Annotated in this window: 16 protein-coding genes; 8 read left to right on the forward strand and 8 right to left on the reverse strand. The window is 68.6% G+C overall.

What is annotated here, in order from left to right:
- Positions 1–70: 70 nt before the first annotated feature.
- From F9278_RS27735 to F9278_RS27765, 7 genes are all read left to right on the forward strand, one after another.
- Positions 71–637, forward strand: a complete 567-nt coding sequence (locus F9278_RS27735) for a WhiB family transcriptional regulator (protein ID WP_152170734.1) — start codon at positions 71–73, stop codon at positions 635–637.
- Positions 638–651: 14 nt separating this feature from the next.
- Positions 652–1,719, forward strand: coding sequence for a DUF2637 domain-containing protein (locus tag F9278_RS27740; protein WP_319023116.1), 1,068 nt, complete (start codon positions 652–654; stop codon positions 1,717–1,719).
- Positions 1,720–1,820: 101 nt separating this feature from the next.
- Complete coding sequence (locus F9278_RS27745; RefSeq protein ID WP_152170736.1) at positions 1,821–2,045, forward strand: hypothetical protein; 225 nt, start codon at positions 1,821–1,823, stop codon at positions 2,043–2,045.
- A gap of 317 nt (positions 2,046–2,362) precedes the next feature.
- A complete protein-coding gene (locus F9278_RS47450; protein ID WP_226966982.1) occupies positions 2,363–2,710 on the forward strand; it encodes a plasmid mobilization protein in 348 nt (115 codons plus the stop codon).
- Entirely contained in the window at positions 2,711–4,495 is a 1,785-nt protein-coding gene (locus F9278_RS27755; protein WP_152170738.1) for a relaxase/mobilization nuclease domain-containing protein, read from the forward strand.
- 54 nt (positions 4,496–4,549) lie between these two features.
- Positions 4,550–4,963: a hypothetical protein gene (locus F9278_RS27760; protein ID WP_193241668.1), complete on the forward strand. Its 414-nt coding sequence runs from the start codon at positions 4,550–4,552 to the stop codon at positions 4,961–4,963.
- A 260-nt stretch (positions 4,964–5,223) separates the two neighbouring features.
- Entirely contained in the window at positions 5,224–7,656 is a 2,433-nt protein-coding gene (locus F9278_RS27765; RefSeq protein ID WP_152170740.1) for a tetratricopeptide repeat protein, read from the forward strand.
- On the opposite strand, the gene F9278_RS27770 is transcribed toward F9278_RS27765, so the two are convergent.
- Positions 7,633–9,441, reverse strand: a complete 1,809-nt coding sequence (locus F9278_RS27770) for a hypothetical protein (RefSeq protein ID WP_152170741.1) — start codon at positions 9,439–9,441, stop codon at positions 7,633–7,635. The genes F9278_RS27765 and F9278_RS27770 overlap by 24 nt on opposite strands.
- Positions 9,442–9,986: 545 nt before the next feature.
- Entirely contained in the window at positions 9,987–10,643 is a 657-nt protein-coding gene (locus F9278_RS27775; RefSeq protein WP_152170742.1) for a hypothetical protein, read from the reverse strand.
- A 657-nt stretch (positions 10,644–11,300) separates the two neighbouring features.
- Here F9278_RS27775 and F9278_RS27780 point away from each other — a divergent pair.
- Positions 11,301–12,887 (forward strand): hypothetical protein, encoded by a 1,587-nt coding sequence (locus tag F9278_RS27780; RefSeq protein ID WP_152170743.1) that lies wholly within the window; start codon positions 11,301–11,303, stop codon positions 12,885–12,887.
- A gap of 24 nt (positions 12,888–12,911) precedes the next feature.
- On the opposite strand, the gene F9278_RS27785 is transcribed toward F9278_RS27780, so the two are convergent.
- From F9278_RS27785 to F9278_RS27810, 6 genes are all read right to left on the reverse strand, one after another.
- Complete coding sequence (locus F9278_RS27785; protein WP_152170744.1) at positions 12,912–13,238, reverse strand: hypothetical protein; 327 nt, start codon at positions 13,236–13,238, stop codon at positions 12,912–12,914.
- A gap of 150 nt (positions 13,239–13,388) precedes the next feature.
- On the reverse strand, positions 13,389–13,937 hold the full coding sequence (locus F9278_RS27790) for a DUF317 domain-containing protein (RefSeq protein WP_152170745.1): 549 nt from the start codon (positions 13,935–13,937) through the stop codon (positions 13,389–13,391).
- Positions 13,938–13,986: 49 nt separating this feature from the next.
- Positions 13,987–14,265 carry a hypothetical protein gene (locus F9278_RS27795; RefSeq protein ID WP_226966983.1) on the reverse strand — a complete coding sequence of 93 codons (279 nt, stop codon included), beginning with the start codon at positions 14,263–14,265 and terminating at the stop codon, positions 13,987–13,989.
- A gap of 84 nt (positions 14,266–14,349) precedes the next feature.
- Positions 14,350–15,105 (reverse strand): DUF317 domain-containing protein, encoded by a 756-nt coding sequence (locus F9278_RS27800; RefSeq protein WP_152170747.1) that lies wholly within the window; start codon positions 15,103–15,105, stop codon positions 14,350–14,352.
- 233 nt (positions 15,106–15,338) lie between these two features.
- A complete protein-coding gene (locus F9278_RS27805) occupies positions 15,339–16,631 on the reverse strand; it encodes an MFS transporter (RefSeq protein ID WP_152170748.1) in 1,293 nt (430 codons plus the stop codon).
- 220 nt (positions 16,632–16,851) lie between these two features.
- Positions 16,852–17,775: a DUF317 domain-containing protein gene (locus F9278_RS27810; RefSeq protein ID WP_152170749.1), complete on the reverse strand. Its 924-nt coding sequence runs from the start codon at positions 17,773–17,775 to the stop codon at positions 16,852–16,854.
- Positions 17,776–17,779: the final 4 nt, after the last annotated feature.

Raw genomic sequence — 17,779 nt, forward strand, 5'->3', positions numbered from 1 at the left:
CCCCGACCACGCACCATCCTCCGCCGACGCCCCGCCGGGCGCGCGGAGGGCGATCGGAGACACCCCGCGCATGCCCAAGACCTCGATGACCCCTGCCCACTTCCGGACGCTGGGCGACCACACCTGGCAGAACCGCGCCGCCTGCCGCTCCACCGAGCACCACCCAGTCGACCCCGAGCTGTTCTTCCCCGAGCCGGACGACCTCGACAAGATCGCCGCTGCCAAGGCACTGTGCGCCCAGTGCCCGGTCCGCCGCACCTGCCTGGACGTAGCCCTGGAGAACCGGGACCGCGAGGGCATCCGGGGCGGCCTCACCGAGGAGGAACGCGAGCCCCTGCACAAGAAGCTGCCGCATCGCCTCGACTACGCCCGTGTCAACGCCGTACTCGCCGGACAAGACATCCACCTCACCACCCGGGAACGCGAGGCCGCCGCCCTGGCCGCCTTCCGCGACGGCATCCCCGCCAGCCGCCTCGCCTGGTTGCTGAAAATCACCGAGGAACACGCCGGCAAGCTCTATCGACGCACCCGCCGCCGACTCGAAAACCGCAACACCGCCACGGCGAAGCCCAAGAAGCGCGGGCGGCCGAAGAAGAAGACCACGGTGTCCCGCGACGACCTCCGGGCGGCGGCATGACCACCGCCGCACCAATGCGAGCCCGCATGACCGGCTGGGACCGCGCCGCCATCGTGGCCCTGGGCGCGGCAGGCAGCGCGCTGTCGTACGACGCCCTCCAGCAGATGGCCGTCGCCATCCACGTCCGCGGTCCTCTCACATACCTCTTCCCGCTGGTGATAGACGGTTTCATCGCTTACGGAGTACGTGCCTTGGTAGTGCTGCGCGCCGCACCGATCGGTGCCCGCGCGTACGTATGGACGCTCTTCGGCACCGCGACCGCTGCCAGCATCTGGGCCAACGCCCTGCACGCCGTCCGCCTCAACGCGCAGCACACGACCACCGGAAGGCTCCGGCTCGGCGATACCACGGTCGGTGTCCTGTCCACCCTCGCCCCACTCGCCCTTGCCGGAGCCGTCCACCTGTACATCCTCATCGCCCGCCGGGTCACCGAGGAGACTGTCCCCGCTCGCCTCGGACACCCGGCATCCGCCGGTCACTCGGCTGACCCGATTGAGGGTGAGCGACCGGCGGCCACCGGACAGCCCAAGGCCGCAAGCGCCGGTCAGGTCACCCCCGGTCACCAGCCCGCCGCCCTGACCGGGACACCCGGGCAGGACAACGACCGCGAGGCGGTCACCTCGCACACGCCCGGTCAGGACGCCCGGACAACAGCCGGTCAGGGCACCTCTGGTCAGCTGATCGGAGATGCGATCGACCTTGTCAACGAGCCGGTGACCGGCGCACCTGCCCGGGTCACCCGGACACCTCTCCGGACCGGTGACCAGGGCGGACACCTCGGTGCCAGAGCGGCCGGGGATGCCCGCTCGCATGGTGACCGGCCGGTGTCCGCGACCACGGGCACCAACCCGGTTAGTCGTCCGAAGCCTCTGGCCGGAGGCGACCGGGTGACCGATCCAGTTACCGACCAGCTGCTCCCCATCGCTCGGAAGGCGGTCACCGAGACCGGCCGGACCACCCGCGCGGTGGTCGCCGAGGCCATCCGGGGACAGGGTCTCCCGCTGTCCAACGACCGGCTGACCGAGCTGATGCGCACTCTCCGGGACGACCCCGGACAGCCTGCCGACGACCGCGCCGCCTGACTGGCCCTCTGCGCGGGGTGGGCGGTCTGACCGGCTCCTCGGCCAGATCACCCGCCCCGCGCCCACACCCAGACTTCCTTCCGCACCCGGAGAAGCCGCTCATGCGCACCACGCCCGTCACCGCTGCCGAAGCCGACGCTTGGCTGACCGTTCTGCACCGCCGAGGGCACCTGCACCGCGTCGAAGGCAGGCCCGACGGGGACTGGATCGTGCACCGTACGCCCGATTCGCGACCGTGGACCCTGCACCATCCAGTCCTGGCGATGGACTACGTCGCCGACATCCTGCGCGATGTCCGCCGCCACAGCTCGGAGTCGAGCCGATGACGACCGCCGACTCGGCGGGCACCACCTCCTCAGTGGAGCCGGAGGCTCCGACGGCCACCGGCCGAGCAAGCTGTTGCCGTGGATATCCCAAAGGGATATCCACGGCGCATGCCCTCGCCCAGGAGGGCGAGGGAGATCCGGTTGGTTCCCGAGCGGGGGCGCACGGGAACCAACCGGACCTGCGGCACCAGGGGGCGCCGCAGGAAGAAGGGGAAGCCGAAGAGCACGCCGCTGACGCTGTCCCAAGCACAAGCGATGCCGCGCTCCCCGAGCGCCGTCCACGCCGCCGCGCGTACCAGCCCACGCACCGCGAAGACGTGATCGCCGTCCGCTTCACCGCCGAAGAGAAAGCCGAGATCATCGCTGCCGCAGCCCGCAGGCGTGTCTACCCCTCCGGCTTCCTCGGCACCGCCGGGCTGACCGCTGCCCGCGGTTCCGCCGCCCCGCTCGACTCCAACGAGCAACTCGACGCCGCCATCGACGAGCTAGCCACCCTCCGCGCCCAGATCTCCCGCGTCGGCAACAACATCAACCAGATCGCCTACATCTACAACAGCGGTGGCCAACCCCGCCCCGGCCAACTCGACCACGCCCTCAAGACATTGGTCCGCACCCTCGCCGTAGTCGACACCGCCGCGCACGAACTCGTACGGAAGCGCGTGTAGATGGTCCCGGACATCAGCCGGGGCGCACGCACGTACGGGCTGCTCGCCTATCTCTACGGCCCCGGCAAACGCGACGAGCACATCGACCCGCACCAGGTCGCCTCCTTCGACGGCTTCGCCCCCGACCCGGGCCGCGACCCCGACGCCACCCTCACCGACCTGACCCGCGTCCTGGACCTGCGGGTTAATCAACTCGGCGACCGTGGTCCCAAGCAACACGTATGGCACTGCTCAGTACGCACCGACCCAGGTGACCGTTACCTCACCGACGCCGAATGGGGCGAGGTCGCCCGCCGGGTCGTCCACGCCACCGGCATCGCGGAGGAGGGAGATCCGGACGGATGCCGGTGGGTGGCCGTACGCCATGCCGACGACCACATCCACATCCTCGCCACCATCGTGCGGGGCGACCTGCGCCAGCCTCGCAACGCGTACGACCAGAAGCGTTCCCAAGCCGAGTGCCGCCGCATAGAGAAGGAATGGGGCCTGCGCGAACTCAAGGCCGGAGACGGCACTGCCGCCCCGAACCCCACCAGCGCAGAACGCTTCAAGGCTGAGCGCACCGGCCACGACCGCACCCCGCGCGAGATCCTGCGCGAGACGGTCCGTCAGGCGGTTGCCGGAGCCGCCGACGAGGCGGAGTTCTTCACCCGCCTGACCGAAGCCGGACTACGCGTCGACAAGCGCTTCGCCCCGTCCGGCGACACCCTCGGCTACACCGTCGCCCTGCCCGGCGACCGCAACCGCGACGGCCAACCCATCTGGTTCCCCGGCTCCAAGCTCGCTCCGGACCTCTCCCTCCCCAAGATCCGCAAGCGTCTTGCCGCCGGACCCGTCGACCAAGACCGCGAGCCCGACGGCGAACCGCGCTCCGCCCACCTGGAAACGCCGTCCTTCAGCCTGTTGCAGCCCTCACAGGCCCGTCGCCGAGCCGCACTTGTTGCCGAACGCGCCACCACCGCCCTCGGACAGGACGACGACGAAGAAGCTGCCGCCCAGCTCGTCGGCGCCGGCGAACTCCTCGACGCCCTCGCCCAGACATCACCCGCCGCCACCCGCAGTGAACTCCGCGAGGCGGCCCGCGCCTTCGAACGCGCCACGCGTTCCCACATCCGAGCCGAACGCGCCGACAACCGCGTCGTACGTGCCGCAGCCCGAGGCATCATCCGCGCCGGAGACGCCCTCGGCCGAGGCGAAGACGGCGGAGCCACCGCCATGGTTCTGTCCACCCTCGTCCTGCTCGCCATCGCCGCTGCCCGCTGGCACTCCGCCCGAGGCCATGCCCAACAGGCTGCCGCCTCCGCCGAGGCCGCCCACCACCTGCGCGTCGCCTACCGCGCAGCCGCCGGCACCCCGATACGCGCGATGCGCGAGCAGGGCCGCCGTCTCCCGCAGCCGGTCCGCCAGCGCCATGCCGACACCATCAACGCCGTCCTGCCCAACCACCAACTCGGCGGCGAGCCCGGCTGGGACGCACTGGCTGCCACCCTCGATCAGGCTGAACGCGCCGGACACGATCCGGCCGCGCTGTTGAAGGAGGCCGTCGAGTGGCGGGAGTTGGACACCGCCGACAGCGTCACCGACGTACTCGTCTGGCGAATTCGCCGTCTGGGCAAACTGTCCGCCACCGCTGACGCCCCGCGCCGACGCTCTACGAGCACCGCCAAGGACACCAAGACCAGCACGGCCAGCCTCACCGGGGCACGTACCACCCCTGCGCCGACCGACACGAGCCCTGGTCACGTTGCGTCGGCGGACCCTCGCTCGCGCAGGCCGAGGCGCTGAGCCGCACCTCAACACGCTGGACACGGGCAGGCTGCGCTGTTATGGCTGGAGAGGATGATGAGGGAGCTGATGCCGGTGCTGCACGACGACGCTGTACGTACGAGAACCAACGCGCTGACGCCGACGCCGGCACCCGCCGACGACCCGATCCTGCGGCTCCAGCAGGAGACGCAACCGCACGACGGCGAATTCCGGGTGCAGTGCACCACCCACCCCGGAGAGCTGACGATCACCGGCATCATCCAGATGTGCCCGGCCTGCGGAGCCCGCCGCGACTGGCTGCTCATCTGCGACCGTAACCAGGTCAGTATCCGCTGCCGCTGCGCCCACCAGTGGGTCGAGCGCGAGTTGGGCCGAGCCGACTTCGAGGCGATGGCCGGCCCCGGCGGCGAGGTGTACGACAGCCCGCAGACAGCCATTCAGGCTGCGGGGTTCGGAGGGGAGCTGCGCGGCGCCTACTGGGTCTGAACCGTGCCGTGAACGCCTTGAGCGATTGTGCCGTGGGTAGTCGGCGCAGGTCCTCGGGCTGCTCGTTCGCTGAAGCGGTGTGCGGTTGACCGGGCAACCTCTGCTGCACGCTGATCGGAAGCCGATAGTGTAGAGCGAGCCGGATTCGGGCCGTTCAAGGGGGCTGAGTGGAAGCGGAGTTGGTGCGGCTGGCCGCGTCCGTTGCGACGACAGTGGCAGGGACGATCGGTACCGATGCATATACCGCCTTCAAGGCTCGGATGGGGGCACTCTTCAGGCGGAGTCGGCAGGAACGGGAGGACTCCTTCCTCAGCGAACTGGAGGAGCGGCGTAACGATCTGACCCTGGCGCGTGACAGGGGCGACGAGGCCCGCGTGGCGGAACTGGTGCCGGAGATCGAGGAGCTGCTGCGCAGCGAACTGCGCCAGCTGCTGGAGGAGCAGCCGTCTCTGGCGGGCGAGTTGAGGGACCTGCACACCGAGGTGAGGAACGTTGTCACCAACGGCACCTTGGTGGTGGGCGGTCATACGCACGTGTCGAATGTGTACAACCACTACTACGACGGGAGCCCGGCGGCCCCACGACAGGCCCTTCCCAGCACGTCGGCGCCGTTGCCCCGAATCGCTCTGTGGCCGATGGACCACTACGAGAACAATGCCAGCCTGCTACGGCGAATGGACGCCGTGTGGGCAACAGGCCAGGCCACCGGGGTTGCCGCCACGATGTATATGCAGGGCGTGCCGGGTAGTGGGACGTCTGCCGTTGCGCGTGAGTGGCTGCGCATACACCGGGACGAACTGACGGGACCTCAACTCGAAGGGTCGCTGGGCAGAGATCCCTGGGGAAACCTGCCGGAGCCCTCGGCGATCCTGGAGCGCTGGTTCCGTGAGCTGGGGATCCCGGCGGGAGACGTGCCTGCTGACCCCGGAGAACGGTCGCAGTACTTCCGCAGGATTGCTGCGCGTGGTCCGATCGTCGTGCTGCTCGAGGATGTCGCGGTCGCTTCTCAGGTCGAACCGCTGTTGCCAGGCACTCCGGGCAGCGTGGCTCTCATTACCAGCCACTCCCGCCTGCCCCAACTGGTCCGCAGAGTCGGCGCGGAGCCCTTCGAGATGAAGCCGCTGGGCCGGGTGCACAGCCGGAAGCTGCTCGTCAACGTCGGCAGGATCAGAGGCGACGCGACGGCGTACGAGAAGGAACTGGATCTGATCGCCGATGGGTGTGGCGATCTTCCCCTCGCTCTGTGTATCGCCGGAGCGCAGCTGGCACTCGGCCATGCTGGCAGGGTGCGTGAGCTGGCGGCAGAACTGTCCGACCGCACGACCAGACTGGAAGCGCTCAACGTGGATGACGAGATCTCCGCCGCTCTGGACCCTGGTTATCGCGGTCTCGCCCCGGAGGCCGCGCGTCTCTACCGTTGTATCGGCCTCCACCCCGCAGGAACCTTCGAGGCGGACGTCGTACGGGCCATGCTCCCGGACATGGACACCGCCGCCCGGAACAAGGCCCTTCGACAGCTCACCGCCGCGAACCTGATAGAGCCGGCCGAGGACGGCTGCTACCGGGTGCGTCACCACCTCATCCACGACCACGCGCTCGCGTGCGCTCTCGCCGACGAACCGGCCGACGCCCGTGAAGCGGTGCTGGACCGGATCGTCGCGCACTACCTGGAGTTCGTCGAACGCGCGGAGGCGGCTCTGTCCTCCCGCTACCGGCATGACCCGGCGGGCACATACGCGGCGTACGTACCCACGGGGAGCGTTGACGCACCAGGGGTGATCGCGAGTCTGGAGCGACGCCGGGAGAGCCTGGAGAACGTGGTACGCCGGGCTCACGAGAAAGGCCGGCATGACCAGACCTGGCGGCTGACCCAGGGGCTGCACACGTTCTACCTCAAATGCGGCCTGCACAGTCCCTGGATCACCACGCACGAACTGGCACTCAAATCGGCCCACGAATGCCGTGACCAGATGGCCATCGCCCGCATGCACTTCGAACTCGGCTTCGCTCATCTTGAGCGGTGGAGCACACGCCAGGGTGACCCGCAGACCGCCCGCGAGCACTTCGAGCGCGCGCTTGAACTCGTACGCCCGGCCGACGGCAACGCCACCGAAGGTCAGCGGCGAACGGAGTCCAGCGCGCTGGAGGGCCTCGGCCTGCTGGAACGCAAGCTGGGCAATCCTGCCGTTGCCCTGGAGTACTACGCCTTGGGGCTGGACGCACTGAACGGCATCGACCACAAGCGTGGCCGAGCCCTGTTCGCCCTCCACCGGGGAGTGGCCTGCACCGATCTGCGACGTCATGACGAAGCGGCCCGGGAACTGCGCTCCGCCCGCGAACAGTTCGCGAACCTGCCGGTGCCCGACCCCTACAACGAGGCTCGTGCCCTGACCCGATACGCAGAGGACCGGCGCGCTGCCGAGCAGCCGGGCGAAGCTGTGCGGGCGCTCGACGACGCGATCGAGATCATGACCGTGAACGGCCCGCCCTACCAGCGGGCCGGCATCCTCCTGCTCAGGGGCGATCTGCTGAGTGAGCAGGGCGACCACGCACGGGCGACGCTGGACTGGGTCACAGCGGGCGATCTGTTCCGCAAGGCGAACAGCCTTCGGGCACAGGAGGCGGACCAGCGCCTCGCGGATGCCTCGGGGGCAGGTGACGAGGACGGCTCACAGGGCGTCGACGACGAGTAGGCCGGTCTCGGCCGATGCCCCGATCGCCACCTGAACGCACGAGGGGCCGTGGCTGCCCACGGTGGACATCGCGTGGTCGTGGATCACCGAGGCCGCGATGGCGGCCGACGCCCACGAGGGGCGCCTGCCATCCCAGCGGGCGCGCAGGCGCACGCCGTCCCGCGGCAATGCCAGGCAGCCGCCCTCGGGTTCTTCGAGGGCGAGCAGGGCGCACCCCGGGTAGAGGGCGGCGATGTCCTCCCAGCTCACCATCCCGACGACGTAACGCGGTCGGCCGAGCGGCAGAATCAGTACGTCCGCGGAGCGGGGCCAGCCGGCGTCCGGATCGTCGATGTCGGCCACCAGATGGGCTCCCGACAGATGCCGTTCCATGGTGCGGCGCTGCAGGGGCGCGGGATAGCGTCGTATCGTAGCCCATCCCTCTTCGGAGGCGACGGACACGTACACCGGCCGCTGGACGGGGGAGAAGTACCCCACTGGCACGGTGGAGGGAACCGGCACCAATCGCGACCTGGCGGGTGTCACGGGCTCGGGAAGTTCAAGCCATTGATAGAACAGGCGCCGCAGCAGGACGGCCGATTCCCCGGGCTGTGACGTTACAGTCGCACGCAGCTGGTGCAGTTCGGCGCTGTCCCGCTGGACTGCGGCTGCTTCCTCGATCTGCGGCAGGAAAGGCCGGTGAGCAGAAAACCGGGGAAGTATCTTGCCGAGGCGAGCCATGGGGGATTGAGGGGCCACCTTTGATTCCGCGAAAGAGCCCAAAATGACGGGGATTCCCAATGCGATTCCGTACATCGTCAAAGAGCCATGGTCGCCAAGAATTCCATCCGCTGCCAGAAGTGCGGCTTTCCAGGTTTCCGTGTCCGGCACCGGAAGTAGTAGCCCATGTTCCGTAAGCGGTGCCAACCAGTTCTGCAGCTGCCAGGCGCCATGGCCGTACCAGGCATTACAATGGACGGCCGCCAGAACGCGGTATTCATCGGCTGGTAGCTCCGCCAGGACACGGCGAAGTAAATCCGTATCAGTTTCGTCCGATGCCAGAATTGACCCGCGCCCCCACGTCGACGAGACCACAATGAGCTTCTGGTCCGGACGGATACCTAGAGCCTGCCGGTAGTTCTCTCGGAATGGAGCGCTCACCTGTAGCTGATCGAAGCAAGGGTCTCCCGCCACCACGCTCACGGGAACAGCTTCGGGGCAACTAACAGCGAGCCGCTCACGTTGCTCATCATGAGAGAGAATGATCGCCGACGGAACAACCCGCCCTTCATGCGTCAACCATTCCGGCGACAAGCCAAAGGCTTCCCGCTTCCCGCTTCCCGCTTCCCGCTTCCCGCTTCCCGCTTCCCGCTTCCCGCTTCCCGCTTCCCGCTTCCCGCTTCCCGCTTCCCGCTTCCCGCTTCCCGCTTCCCGCTTCAATAGCTTACTATAACCGGCGCCATGCGGTGCGCCGATCAATGGAGTCCGCAAATTGTGAAGGTCGCCACCACGGCTCGTAGCAATCGCCAGGTCGAATTTGCGAACAGTTGCTTCTTCCCATGGTATGTGTAGCATTCCCCGGGAAGTGAAGAATTCAATGGTCCCCTCGTCCAAAGCCGACGATTCAGTACAGGTGAACACCGTCTGGACACGTCGGTCGCCCTCGAACACGGTGAGCAGGTCGAGTAGCCGTGTCGCGGATGTGATGTTGTGGACCACCCCGAGAACGGTCCGCTCCGCCGCCACACTCACCCAGCGCCCGCTGCCCGCCGCTATCGGCAACGGCAGCCGCCCTGCACCGCGCACGTTTCCTCCCCACTATCCCCTGCGTGACCTCGCCAGACGATAACGTGCCGCCGGACCTGCGTGACCTCGCTTCTGGCTCACGGGTACTCATACCTGATCACTGGATACCCCCCGGCGCACCCAAACGATCACTCGAGCCTGATGCTTTCGCGCACTCGCGAAAGCCGCGCCAGGAAACACGGAGCCCTGCTCGACGAGAAGGATCGCGAGCCTGAGTCGCCAGGCTGACGAGCCGCAGTCGACTCAAACCCAGCGGACGGCGCGGACTCCGGCAGGCAGGGCGCTCGCGCCGGCGGGCTGCGAACTGGCGGGCGTAGCGGGGATGCCGTGTCCATTCTCCGGCGAGCCGGAGGCTCTCTTGGCCTACAGCCGAAGGGGGGCCGTCCCTGTGGCGGTGACCTCGGACTCCCCTCGATGCACTCCTTACCGAGCCCAGGTTATGTGTCGGACATGGGGCTGGACCTTTCTCGAGCCGCGCCTTCAGCGGGCACGATCCCCTGGAACGCCGCTGTGTCGCCGGATGGGGCTGAGCGGCGGGCGCTCGATCAGGCGTCGTCTGCGGGACGGGCGGGCCAGTTGCGTGGCCGCCGGATGGAGGGAGCCGGACGGCTGGGGCGGATGTTCACTTTCGGTTCGCCCTGGAGAGCAAGCCGCTGCCGACCGAGGCAGAACAGGCACTGAGGCCCTCCGGGCGCGTCGCTGTCGATGGGGGCGCCCGGATGCCGCGGACAGCCGGAGCGGCTGCGCGGCCGGGAGAGCTCACGGGCGATGAAAAAAGCGGAGTGAGCGAGATCGGCAACGTGCTCGAAGTCCCGGTCGGGAGACTGGAGACCAAGCTCCATCACGGCCTCGTTGAGCTTCTTCATGGTTTCTGTCAACGCACGGTGACTGTAAGGGGGTTCGGGGATAGCCCACATGCCTCGCTGGATCTCCGGAGCGGCCTTGACGCCGGGGTGACCGATGCGTCGGTTGCTGTTGCACAACAGGCAGCGTCCCCAGCCCTCGGGGGCCTCGGTGTCCACCGGACCATTGGGGTGACGCGTGCATCCCGTGACGTTGCGGTCGGGAGCCAGGTTCCGCGCCGTGACGAACAAGGAGTGCAGGCTGTCAGCGACCTGTTCGTACTCGGTCGGGTCCGCAGGCACGGAAAGCCAGTTGATCCGGTCGTCCACGCTGGGCAGTTTCCGGTGCAGCTCGGCCATCAGCGGGGGACGACGCGGGGGAATCCGATACGAAGAGTCTTGTTCCGCATCCACCCGGCAACCATGACGCATGGGGTGGTGCTCCGCGCGCCTGTGTAACGATGGCTGGTGCTCGTCTGGAGATCGACAGCGACGGGGCGGTATCGCGCAGCCAGCGGCGTTCGGTCCTGCGTGCTCCCGGGGGAACGGTTCCGGCCGCTCGCGAAGATCACCGGAAAGAGTGCACTGGGCCAACGTGCCCGCGGCAACCACCAGCCCCCGCCGCTGCGGGGAGCCAACGTCCTTCAGCGGCATTCTGAGCAGGTCCTGCGCGGAACTACCGCAGGTCAACAAGGCATGGCGAACGCATCATCAAGCGGGGCTGGTATCTGGATCGGCACTTCCGAGAAGTTCGAGGCTCCTCCCCCTCGATGACGGCGGCCGGATCACCGCTCCACGGCCTGCGCCCGGTGCCTATGAGCGGCTGACCGTGCGCGTGAAGTCATCCCATGCCCTGCAAATGCCTGCAATCCCCACTGTTCCGGCGCGCAACCCACCAATCCGGCACCTGCTGGCTGGACCTCCGCCTCCACTCAGGGCTGTCCGCCGGAGAAAACCGGCGGCCAAGTCAACGCGTCAAACCCGGGCCCTGCCGCAGAATCATCCGATCGGAGGAGGATGAAGATTCCTTTCTGCTCAACTATTCCCGCCCTTTCTGTCCATATGGCGCAGATCGTCCGGCGCTTGCCTCGGCGCACTATCGGGGCCAGCCGAGTCTCAAGTCTGGAGATCACCACCATGGGCAAACGCGGGCGCCGCCGGGAGCGAGAAGCAGCTGGCGGGAAACGCGTGAAGGCGCCGCAACTTGTTTTCGCAGACCTCCCCGACAGCTCCCGCCCCCGGTTGCGTCTCGCGCTGAAGCAAGCGTCGTCGGCGAAGGTCCGTGAGCTGTGCCAGCGGTACTGGGCACTGAACGAGGATGGGCGCTGGGCGCACCATATCGGCGAACTCGGTGACGCCACCCGGGTCGAGACCGCAGTCGCTAAGGTCTCGCACGTCCTTCTGCTCGCCCACGTCTGCTCGGTGTGCGGGGAGCCTACCCAGGTAACTACGCGGCGGGAGGCGCGCCTCCTCGCGGGGCCGCAACTCGACCGCAATCCGGCTGGCTTCCGCTGCCCGCCGTGCCGGAAAGTCCAGGCCGAGGAACTAAAGCGACAAAACGAGGCTCTCCGTATCGAGCAAGAGGAAGCCCAGCAGCAAGCAGAGCACGAGCAGCGGCTACTGGCACAGCAGATTGCCGACTTTCGGCGAGAGGAGGACGAACGGGAGCCCGACCCCGACCCGCAGGTGAAGGACATCGGCGCTGCAGCTGTTGTCGTGCTCACCGCGATGCTCCAGCACGCCTATGCCAACCCCATGGGACCGATTCCCAGTTTCGAGCAACTTAGCCCAGGTACTTGGACGGGCTTCCCTGAGGAGGACCTGACTGCCGTCACAGAGCTGTACGCCCGTGGTCTCCTCGCCGTACACCCCAGCGCCCCGGCCGGCGGTGCCAGACGGGATCGGGACGGTGGCGTTTATTACGCGGTGTGGCTGGCGAGCTGGCGGCTGGTGGGCGGGACCACGCACGCACAGGACTTCGTCGATAAGGCCAGGGAGTACCTGCAACTGGCGCCCGGCGAGGTTGCTGCAACGGCCCGGCGGGCCCTGGGCGCGCTGGTCAGGCGCATGGAGGTGGCCGACATGGTGGCCTATTTCAACGAGCAGTTGGTGGCGGAGTATCGCTACCCGGAGGTTCCCCCAGCGCGCATACACGACCTCGCGACGTTCGTCGAACGGGGTTTCGAGCAAGGCTTCACGGCCGGCCAGATGGTCTGCCTCGCTTGGCGTGCTGCCGACTCCGCGTCTTCCTGGAAGGAGCGCAAGGGCCTCGGTCCGGGCGAGGCGTCCTCCGCTGCCGTCACCATCTTGGAAGGGAAGATCTTCGACGCGATCGAGCGCCGACAGCCCGTACCGGAGTACGACAACCGCCCTTGGCACCTGCCACTGCCTGCTCTCGCGCCAGGCCGTGACCTGCACGCCATCGTCGCCCGAGTCCGGGATCGCCGCCGGATCGCCCAGTGCGGACAATGCGACGAGTTGGGGTTCATCGATGCGGAGGAGGGCGACGGGCGGATGGTCCTGAACCGCTGTCTACATCCAACCGGAGACTCTCCCGCCGCCGAATCGTCGCCTGACCTAGCCGCAGAATCAGACTTCAAGTGATCAGAGCCGACCCACTTCATTGGGCTAGCCGTGGTCTGTGAAGAGTTCCAGGACGGTGGTGGCGAGGGTGAGAGCGGAGTGCAGGCCCATGACCTCGACGACGGTGGGATGGACTGTGCGGCTCCAGTCGCCGGCCAGCTGGGGCCAGGTGGCCAGCAGGACCTCGGCGCCGGGCAGGCCGAGGTGGGCCGTGACGTGCATGCCGCTGTCGGGCGCGGGGTTCCAGCTCAGCAGGATCCTGCCCGGCGGTACGCGGCTGGGGTGATCAGCGGCCATCCAGCAGGTCTGGAAAGGGCCGTCGGGGGTGGCGGATACGTGGTGGACGAGGGCGCCGCGTACGCCGTCGGGCATCGGGCGAGTGGTCAGGGACGACAGAGCGGTGAGGGGCGATCGGGCGGAAACGTACGTGGAAATGGGTTCCTCCAGCAGCAGATTGACCCGGAAGGCGACCCCGTTCCGGGCGGACTGAGAAGCCCGCCCGGAACGAGGGATGAGATGACATCAGACAGTGGGATCCGGGCCGAGGAGCGCCGTGGCGAACGCCTTGATGGCGGTGGCCGGGACGGCGGCGTCGAAGTCGGCGTGCCAGACCTCCTCGCCGCCGGGGGTACGGCGGGCTTCGAAGGACCAGCCGCTGTCGGCGCAGCGGACCGTCAGATGGTTGCCGGGGGCGGTGTATACGCCCTCGACATCAGTGTCGTACGCGGTCCAGCCTGGGCGGTGGTGGAGGAGCTCGGTCACGACGTACGCGGCGTCCTGCCCGTCGAGGTACCACGGCTCCTGGTCGTCACCACCGGCGGCGGGATGGAGGCCGGGGTCCCAGTTTTCCTCGTGCCACCCCAAGGTGTCGCCGACGGATCGCGGGAGGTAGCCGTGCTGTCCGTTCTCGGCGATGTACACGGTCGGGCCACTGTCGCCCTCGCCTTCGACGATTCGGCCGATGACATGGGCGAATGGCCAATCGGGATTGATCGCGAGGAGTGCCGGGCGGTCGGGGTCGAGAGTCTGGAGCTGGTGGATGAGCTGGCCGACGGTCGGCAGCCGGGACATGGAAGACCTCCTACAGGAAACGGGCGGGCGGGAGAGAACGGCGTGAGGCTCAACTGGCGTCGAGGCGCAGGAGCCCGCGCAGCATGACAGGGCCCTCGGCGAGCTCGGTGGCGCGGTGGGTGGCGAGGTGTCGCTTGCGCTCGTCGTTGACGTGGGTCTTGACGCCCCCGGAGAGCTTCCAGGCACCGCACGTGCAGACCGACTCGAAGTGGTGGCGGCCGGGACAATCGGGGTGGAGGGGCTTGCCGGACGTCGTGTGCTTGTGGGACGGCGGGCACTCCGAGCCGTCCTTGTGATGGGAGATCAGGGGTGCGCGGTGGTGGGCCAAGACAGCTTCTCCTTGTGGAGAGGGCATGGGGGATGAAGCGGTCGGCCCAGAGGCGTCCGGGCCTACCAGATGACGTGGTGTGGATCAGGCGGGGGTGAGGATGAGATACGCCTCGGCGCCTCGGGGCAGTTCGTAGCGGTCGACCGGGTTCGGGTCGGCGAGCGCGGTGGTGAAGGCGGCGAGGATGCCGGTCGGTGTGGTGTCGTCGAAGGAGGCCGCCCACTGCGCCGGGGCGTCGTCGTCGAGACGGGCGGTGGCCAGCCAGCGGGCGGGCGCGTGGTCCGAGTGACCGTCGTAGCCAGGTACTTGGTGGGTGAAGCGGGCCTGAAGTCGCGGCGCGTGATAGGTACGGGGCTGCTCGGTCGGTTCAGGAGACCATCCGGCAGCGGCGAGAGGGGCGACGACCGCCGCGTCATCGGCTTCGGTCCGAGCGGGGCATCGCAGCGACTGCTCAAGGGCCGTGTCCGGGGCGGCAGCCAGTGCGCCGATCACCGGCAGGAGGACCTCCTCGGGCGTTTCGTCGGTGAACAGTGCGGTCCAGGCCAGAGGGCTGGCGGCGTCGCGGCGGGCCCACAGCCGCCAGAGCACGCGCTGGCCTTCGAGGCGCGGTACGGGCTGCGCCTCGGGGAGGAATTCGAGGGCCAGGCGCTGGCTCGGATCGAACACGCGGGTGTTGTCCATCCACGTTGCGTCGGTCCAACCGGCGTCGGTCAGGGTCTGGATGATGGTGCCCGCGCTGTCTTCGCCGGGACCGGCGAGGTAGCGCGGGGCGACGCGGTACAGCGGCCATTCGGCAGGGTTGAGGCTGGTGGGTGCGTGCGCGGTCGGGGCGTGGAGCACGGCGTGGATCCCTTCGTTGACCTGGGGCTTTTCCGAGCCGTCGTACGTTCCCTTGGACCGCGTCGTGGTCTCAAGCGGGTTGCGCGTGGTTCGCGTCTGCCGTGGGCGAACTGGTGGCGCCTGAGCCGGGGATCAGACCGACGGAGTAGCCCGGTCACGGTTGGGGTCGCGGGCCCGAGCGCCCGGCCCGCATCGCTACATGTGTGCCGGGAGGGCGGCTGCGCTGGGGCCGTTCAGGCTGCGTCGCGGAGCGGCGTCTCCGCGGACCGGGTAGGGCTCGGAAAGGTGTTGGCATCAGCGTAGGCGGAGCGGTGGTGCCACAGTCCGCGGAATCCGAGGGCGGTCACCGCGACCTGCAGCAGAACGCAGGTCAGCACCAACCTCGGGATCTGGTCCGGTGGCAGGACCGCGATGATGGCTCCGGCGAGCGGGAACGGGGCGAGGATCGCCAGCAGGGTGACGGCCAAGGTGGAGGCGAACACAGCAGGCGGGATGAGCCGAGCGCGGGCGGTGCGCAGCACCACGCTCAGCACACCCTCGCCACACAGCAGTACCGCCAGCGCGACGCCGTAGAGCAGCGCGGAAGGGGCCAGGGCGGCGGTGAGCGCCGCGACCGATAGAGAAGCGGCACCGGCAAGGCCGGTGGCCCACAGGCCGTATCGGTCGATGGCCTTGTGGGCCGCGGCGATCGCGAGCAGCGACGGGACGGTGGCGGTGCTCCACACGGTGCCCGCAGTCGCTGTGGAGACCTCGAAGCGGGTGGTGAGCGTGATCGGAGCGCTGACGTGCAGCACGCCGGAGATCAAGCCGCAGGTGGTCATGGATGCCACCAGCCAGGCCAGGGCGGGCCGGGCAGCGATCACTCGGCAGCCAGTAGCCAGTCCGGCCCAGGGTGTGGACGACCGCTTCGGCAGGCTGCCTGCCGCCCGCAGAGTGGCTGGCAGGCCACGGGCGCCGACGGCGGCGAGCAGGGACAGCGCGGCGAGCACAGTGAGCAGGACCGTGGGGCCGGCGAGCAACAGGACACCGCCGAGGAGGGGTCCGGCCAGCAGAGCGGACTGGTCGATGCCGACCAGCACTGTCTGAACCCCATGTGCGCGGGCGGCGGCGTGTCGGCTGGCATGCGCGCCGAGCGACTCCATGGTGAGGAACGAGACCTCGGTCAGCATGCCGGACAGTACGCCGAACCCCATCACGACTGGGCTCGCCGCGTTGCCGTCCCCCAGGAGCAGGGCGATGCCGGTGGCCACGGCCGCCAAGGTGCGCAGGGCGCAGACGTACGCGAATACCCGTTCCGGGCGGTGCCGGTCGACGAGCGGTCCGGCGCCGACCATGGTCAGCAACCGGGGCAGCCATTCCAGCAAGAACGCCAGACCCGTCAGGGCCACCGAGCCGGTGGTGGTGAGGATGATCAGGGGCACGGCGTACATGACGGTGGTGCCGGCCACGCCGTCGGCGGCCCGAAGCAGGTAGCAGCGGGTCAGCCAGCCCGAGGGCAGTCCGGACGTGGTGGTGGGGCGGGGCATGGAAGGGCTCCTGGACGAGGCGGGGGAGATGGGGAAGGGCAAGGTCGAACGGCGTCAGCGGCTCGCGCGAGGAGCGGTTCGGCTGGTCTGGTCCGACGGGATGTGGACCGGGTTCAACTGCGGCACCGTGGCGGCCGTACGTGATGCGATGGCCGCTTTGTATGTGGTTGCGGAGCCCACGTGGCTGGGTGATTTGGAGCGTTCGGCGCAGGGAGGCGGGCTACCGGCGCGGGCCAGGTCGAGTTGGGCTGAGGTGAGCGCCAGGCGGTGAGGCTTGTGGCGCTGGAGAGCCAGCCGAACGCGTTGGGCTCGGCAACGTCGTGCGGGCCAGGGCGGCCACGGCCCGAGGGTCGGTTGGCGAACTGCGGAAGGCGCGTTCGACGGCCAACGAGACGGCGGTGCGGCGTACGTCGAGTGGTGTGGGTTTTGGGGGAGGCGGTGGTTCGACCGGGGTGAGTTGGACGAGGTCGCGGAGCTCTTGAGGGATGCTGCGCTCGTAGCGGACCAGGGGCGCGGGATCGGCCATGGCGGCGGCGGTGGCGGCGATGAGGTGGGCCGGGGTGTGGGTGGTGAAGGTGGCCTCCGCGCGGGTTCCCCAGCCTGGAGGGCCGGACCACAGCAGGCATTGCTCGTCCTCGGGGTCCTGACAGCGGATGTCGAGGAAGATGCCGGCCAGCTTGTCCGGGGCGATGATCTCTACGGTGCCGGTCTTAGCGCTCGGATCTCGGGCCCAGCCCGCCTCGGTCAGGGGCTGCGTCTGCTCGTCCCAGCGCACCGCGGGGCGTGCCAGGAAGTGGTCATTGCCTTCTTCGTAGTCGTGGGCCAGGGCCGTGGTGAAGGCAGCGACGATCTCCGGCGGCGTGTTCTGGTTGAAGGTCGCGGCCCAGCGACGCGGGCCGAAGGGATCTTCGTAGGCGGCGACGTTCCACAGGATGTAGTCGTCGCCGAAGAACCCGATCCGCAGACGCCCGTCAGGGGAGACGAAGACGGTCTTGCCCAGGTCGTCGTCGACCTGGTGGTGCGACCAGTTCAGGTTGACGAACGGCCGCAGGCTGGGATCTTCGTCGACGCCGAGCGATCCGGCGAGGTACCGGGGCGTGACGTGGTACTCCCGCCAGTAGGCGTCGTCCTCGGGGGTCAGCATGGGT

It is taken from the genome of Streptomyces phaeolivaceus (assembly GCF_009184865.1).
Classification (GTDB): Bacteria; Actinomycetota; Actinomycetes; order Streptomycetales; family Streptomycetaceae; genus Streptomyces; species Streptomyces phaeolivaceus.

Coding starts and splice junctions, on each gene's coding strand:
- F9278_RS27780 (WP_152170743.1), top strand. CDS start 11,301: ATGAAGATTCCTTTCTGCTCAACTATTCCCGCCCTTTCTGTCCATATG.
- F9278_RS27745 (WP_152170736.1), top strand. CDS start 1,821: ATGCGCACCACGCCCGTCACCGCTGCCGAAGCCGACGCTTGGCTGACC.
- F9278_RS27790 (WP_152170745.1), bottom strand. CDS start 13,937: ATGTCCCGGCTGCCGACCGTCGGCCAGCTCATCCACCAGCTCCAGACT.
- F9278_RS27775 (WP_152170742.1), bottom strand. CDS start 10,643: ATGGCCGAGCTGCACCGGAAACTGCCCAGCGTGGACGACCGGATCAAC.
- F9278_RS27785 (WP_152170744.1), bottom strand. CDS start 13,238: ATGCCCGACGGCGTACGCGGCGCCCTCGTCCACCACGTATCCGCCACC.
- F9278_RS27765 (WP_152170740.1), top strand. CDS start 5,224: ATGGGGGCACTCTTCAGGCGGAGTCGGCAGGAACGGGAGGACTCCTTC.
- F9278_RS27810 (WP_152170749.1), bottom strand. CDS start 17,775: ATGCTGACCCCCGAGGACGACGCCTACTGGCGGGAGTACCACGTCACG.
- F9278_RS27805 (WP_152170748.1), bottom strand. CDS start 16,631: ATGCCCCGCCCCACCACCACGTCCGGACTGCCCTCGGGCTGGCTGACC.
- F9278_RS27755 (WP_152170738.1), top strand. CDS start 2,711: ATGGTCCCGGACATCAGCCGGGGCGCACGCACGTACGGGCTGCTCGCC.
- F9278_RS27735 (WP_152170734.1), top strand. CDS start 71: ATGCCCAAGACCTCGATGACCCCTGCCCACTTCCGGACGCTGGGCGAC.
- F9278_RS27760 (WP_193241668.1), top strand. CDS start 4,550: ATGATGAGGGAGCTGATGCCGGTGCTGCACGACGACGCTGTACGTACG.
- F9278_RS27740 (WP_319023116.1), top strand. CDS start 652: ATGCGAGCCCGCATGACCGGCTGGGACCGCGCCGCCATCGTGGCCCTG.